This window comes from Chamaesiphon sp., from assembly GCF_041738855.1.
Classification (GTDB): domain Bacteria; phylum Cyanobacteriota; class Cyanobacteriia; order Cyanobacteriales; family Chamaesiphonaceae; genus Chamaesiphon.
Genome location: NZ_JBGSPA010000213.1, coordinates 1 through 4,497 on the forward strand (window position 1 = coordinate 1; position 4,497 = coordinate 4,497).

Annotated in this window: 5 protein-coding genes; 2 read left to right on the forward strand and 3 right to left on the reverse strand. The window is 48.4% G+C overall.

The genetic code is table 11. The features are described from left to right. Window positions 1-86: 86 nt before the first annotated feature. A complete protein-coding gene (locus ACEW9I_RS24175; protein ID WP_373542889.1) occupies window positions 87-1,778 on the reverse strand; it encodes a hypothetical protein in 1,692 nt (563 codons plus the stop codon). A gap of 26 nt (window positions 1,779-1,804) precedes the next feature. Then, the gene (locus ACEW9I_RS24180) at window positions 1,805-2,269 is read right to left on the reverse strand and encodes a hypothetical protein (RefSeq protein ID WP_373542890.1); all 465 of its coding nucleotides are present in this window, start codon (window positions 2,267-2,269) and stop codon (window positions 1,805-1,807) included. 177 nt (window positions 2,270-2,446) lie between these two features. Between ACEW9I_RS24180 and ACEW9I_RS24185 the strand changes: the two genes are divergently transcribed. Then, complete coding sequence (locus ACEW9I_RS24185; RefSeq protein ID WP_373542891.1) at window positions 2,447-2,653, forward strand: hypothetical protein; 207 nt, start codon at window positions 2,447-2,449, stop codon at window positions 2,651-2,653. Continuing rightward, entirely contained in the window at window positions 2,641-3,471 is an 831-nt protein-coding gene (locus ACEW9I_RS24190; RefSeq protein WP_373542892.1) for a zeta toxin family protein, read from the forward strand. The genes ACEW9I_RS24185 and ACEW9I_RS24190 overlap by 13 nt, the downstream gene beginning before the upstream one ends. Window positions 3,472-3,597: 126 nt before the next feature. Here ACEW9I_RS24190 and ACEW9I_RS24195 read toward each other — a convergent pair whose 3' ends face one another. After that, window positions 3,598-4,392, reverse strand: a complete 795-nt coding sequence (locus ACEW9I_RS24195; RefSeq protein WP_373542893.1) for a tetratricopeptide repeat protein — start codon at window positions 4,390-4,392, stop codon at window positions 3,598-3,600. Window positions 4,393-4,497: the final 105 nt, after the last annotated feature.

Sequence of the window (4,497 nt, forward strand, 5' to 3'; positions counted from 1 at the left end):
AGCCTAATAGTTGAATATACAGAGGAGTAGAAGCATTCATGCGAATTTCAGCTAGAGCGTTCGTAACTTTAGCTTCTCATGTTTTTCTACTCTTTTCTTCTCTCTGTCTGCTTTTGAGCCACTTGTGTCAGGCAGTCAGGACCGAACCTATCGCCATCGAAGTCAGAGATGGCAATTTCTTTGGCAGTCCAGGGGTTGACGTAGACCACCCCCCGCTTGTTGTAGGATTCGGGGTCGATGTCTTTAAAATCGAGATTATTGATGCCGAAAGCAAAAGCAGACACATTAGGCACTGGAGAGCGATAAAAAGCCACTACAGCCCCATGCGGGAGTTTGCGATTGCAGATTTCCCACACATCCAATTTGCCATGATGTTGCGCCACAGCAGAGGGAACTTCCACTCCGCTAGTGGCAGCATCGATCCAGTTGCATCGCAGGGCTTCAGTCAACCGCCGTTGGATCGTCGGCATTTGGGTGAGTTCGCCATTAACATCGAGGGCTAACAAATCGGCAAGGGCATCTTTTTGTCGCACCTGTCCGCTCACTTCGCCATTATCATCGATGACGATCGCCAGATTCGACTTTTTACGGCGGTCGTCTTCAATATATTTTTGACCGAGCAAATATGGATCGACGGCAATCTCGGTCAGTTGACCCGCTCTAGCTAATGCCAGCGGGTTTAGTTCTCGTTCGGTGGCAGACGGGATGCAGATTTTCACCTGCATTCCTACCGATTGTTCGCCCCAAGTGGCGACTTCTTTACGCCCGATCCATAAGGTCGCACCTTTGTTCAGCTTCAAAATACCGACAGTATCGAGATCTACACCATTACCCTTGATGCAATTCTTACTAACGATCGCGGCGACACCCAAGCGTTCGCACCATGCACTCGTCTTCATCATCCCCTTAAACATGCCGGGGGTATCGGTTATCGCCGCTCTAAACTGGATGACACTTTCAGAAGCTGCTTTATCCAATAACTTATTTATCGTTTTAGCAGTGTCTACATGAACGTGAGAGGTACCGATTCTGCCATTGGCGCGATATTCTGCTGCGATGAGGGCGACTAGTTCATCCTCAACTTTATCGCCCGTCACTTCATCTAGCCACTCACCCACTACCCCCAATTCTTCATTCAGAGCGTGGTCTGTTTGCGTGACAGCTCGCCGAATTATCGTTTGGACTTCCTTCTCTAACAGCAGCTCCCGCATTAATCCAGTAGGCAAGAGCATCGTCCCATCGCCCATCTTAGAGAGCAGATCGCTCAAGTCTGTAACTGGCTTGCCATCTCGGTCGAAGATTGGTTCGCTACCAACCGATTGAGCCTCATCATCGACAATTAAAATCTTTCTCCCCTTACCACCTTTGACGATCGCGTCTTTATAGCAGTCAGAAACGGGCAAGGAGCCGTAGGCAACGGCATAATGGGCACTTTTATCCCCCAGTTCGTAAAGGGGTGGTTCTCGCTCGTTACCGATGAGAATTGCCTGGGCGGTCGCCGCGTCAGTGAAATAAGCAGATACATATTTACCGCTGGTACCGCCTGTGAAGATAATATGCTTACCTTGTTTGAGCAGCCGTTCGTTATCCGACGGGTTGATGCCTTCATAAAAATCGGCGGTATATAATGGATCGCGTTCTAACCCCCTGGCTTTAAGCCAATGTTGCAGATACGCAACGTCCACCGCCTTATAGCTTTGAGTTTGACCTTTAGTAACCGGATCGTATTCGAGAATCGGTCTACCTGTCTTGATATCAAACTCAGCAAATGTCAGCATGAGCGATTACCAACTAGTCGAGGTTGTTACAGAGCATTGGGGTTGTGCGCGAGGTCAGGCAGTCCTTGTTCTATTCGCTCTTTTGCGCGTTGGTCTTTTCGATCGCCTGCTTGTCTAGTCAGCTCCCAAGTAAGACGTTCTTCATATTGACTTTCGGTTTCCCCGTCTTTATAAATCATCGTCTTTCTCAGTTGTGCGCTGATTTCATAACAATCAGTGTGACATCGCCTATTCTCTTCGAGTTCTGCTTCGGTTGGCTCATAGTCGTCCCCATCATCTAGGAATTCGACCGACATCTGCCCACTAGCGAGTAGATCGCCAATGTCATCACAGCCATACTGCGAGAAACCAGGGGGATCGAACTCCCAATCTAACCATTCTTGACGGGCAACAGCCATACAGCCTCCTGCGGTTGGTAATACTTCTGTAAATGTACAGTGAGATCGATAATGCGGCTGTTCCGATCTAACTGGTGATGTGGTTGCCAGCATTTTGCTGTTGATTTTTAATATCCTAGCAATTTCGATCGACTTTAGGGATCGACCCCGCTCTTGTGCGAACACCTCGACTCTCAATCCTCAAAAGAGCTGGTTTCTCAATAGATAAACGTTTGGGGATAAAATAGACATGTGTGAATCTCCAACCGATCGTCGATCGAGTTCTTAAATATGACTAACACTGTTACTCAATTGCAGACAGTCGAGCTAGACCCATTAGGTTTAACTATTGATGATTGGGCAAATATTGCCAAAACTGCGACAGTCGAGGCGATTGATTCGGCTCATCTAGCAGGTTTATCGACTGTAGGAGCGACTCCTGAAGGCAAATTATATCGAATGATGCCTAACGGGACGATTCTGGAATGGCAACCATAATTCCACCAGTCTTTTTGATGTTTGCAGGGCCGAATGGTTCGGGGAAATCGACAATCACCCAAGCCTTTCGAGATCGAGGTTTATTTCCAGCTAATTACGTCAACGCTGATGACATTGCCAAAACTCTGGCTGGCAGTTTGGAGGAGATCGGTTATCAAGCCGCGCAGATGGCCGAAGTCAAACGTCAGGAGTTGATGCAGCAAAGGCAATCTTTGGCGTTTGAGACGGTGATGAGCCATCCGAGCAAGCTTGCACTACTAGAACAGGCAAATGCACTGGGCTATCGAGTCATGTTGGTCTTTGTGGGAACGAATAATCCCCACATTAATGTGGAACGGGTAGCCCTAAGAGTGAGGCAGGGAGGGCATGACGTGCCAATTGATAAGATTATTGCCCGCTACGACCGCACGCTCCAACTTTTACCAAAAGCGGTGGAATTAGCACAGGTCGCCTATATTTTTGATAATAGTCAAATGGCTGAGTTGATGTTACAGGCGATCGATGGTGCGCTAAATATCCTCAAGCAACCGCTGCCCAATTGGATCGAGACGGGGTTAATTTTACCTCATTCTCAACGATCTCTGGCTCGACAAGCAATCCAAACATTTGCAGACGAGCAAAACCTCGAATTAGAGTTGGCATCGCTGCTGAAGGCAAGTTATGTGGGGGAAGTCGTGACGATCGATCGATACTATGGATTGCAATTGGTCGATGGTAAAGCAATCGTTCACGATCTGAGTATTGTGAAGCTACCTCAGCCATCATCATCGGTCATTGAGGTTAGTTATGACAATGGGGTGGCGGCAGTTCGATCGTAATCGATCTTTGAAATTAGAACTGCCGCGATTGCAATACATCTATCCCAATTGAGATCGGATGGAAATCGAACGGTCGAGCCTCCCTCCGCTGCCGCATCTGTCTAGATCTTCACTCAACTCATCCAGTTAGGGATGAGAGCGTTCGATAATCTGGGGATCGATTTCGCCCGCCCGCGTAAAGTCGATTGATGCCCCCAGCATGTCTTCGAGTTGGTCGCGTTTGAGCAAGCCCCGCACCAAATAGGCAGCAGCCAGACGGGGAGCGAGCGATATCGCCCGATCGTAGTCGGCTAACGCCCCCACTGGATCGCCCAGTTCTCTATGCTTGAGCGTACCGCGATTGTAGAATGCCTCAGATAAGTTTGGGTCGATCTCGATCGCTTTGTCGTAATCGGCTAAGGCTCCAGCAATATCCATCAGTTTGACATTTTTTAGCAGCCCGCGACAGTTATAAGCAGGAGCAAAATTCGGGTCGATCGAGATCGCCAAGTCATAGTCAGCCAGAGCGTATTCGATATCTCCCAACTCACCGTATTTGATCAACCCGCGAGTGGTATAGACCGACGCATCACGAGGATTGAGGAGAATCGACACATTGAGGTCGGCTAAGGCACCAGGAATATCACCTAATTGCTGATACCTAAGTAGGCCCCGATTGGCATAAGCAACGGCATAATCGGGGTCATAGCCAATGGCTGAGTCGAAATCGGCGATTGCCCCCTGGATATCTCCTAAGTGCGCGTACTTGAACGCACCGCGATAGTTATAAGAAGCGGCATAGCGAGGATCGAGTTTGACGGCAAGATCGTAAGCAACTAAAGCACTTGGGTAATTCCCGCTTTGGGATTGTCGATTGCCGATGGCAATATAGCGATCTGGGGTAACAACATCATTGTCTCGTTTGGACGAACGCTTTGACATAAGGTGACGTGAATAGTGTAAATCCAAAAACTTTAGAGAGATCGGGTAATTTACCGATCTGGCATTGACGATCGCCAACGACAGAGAAGTGAGGTTATCTTACAA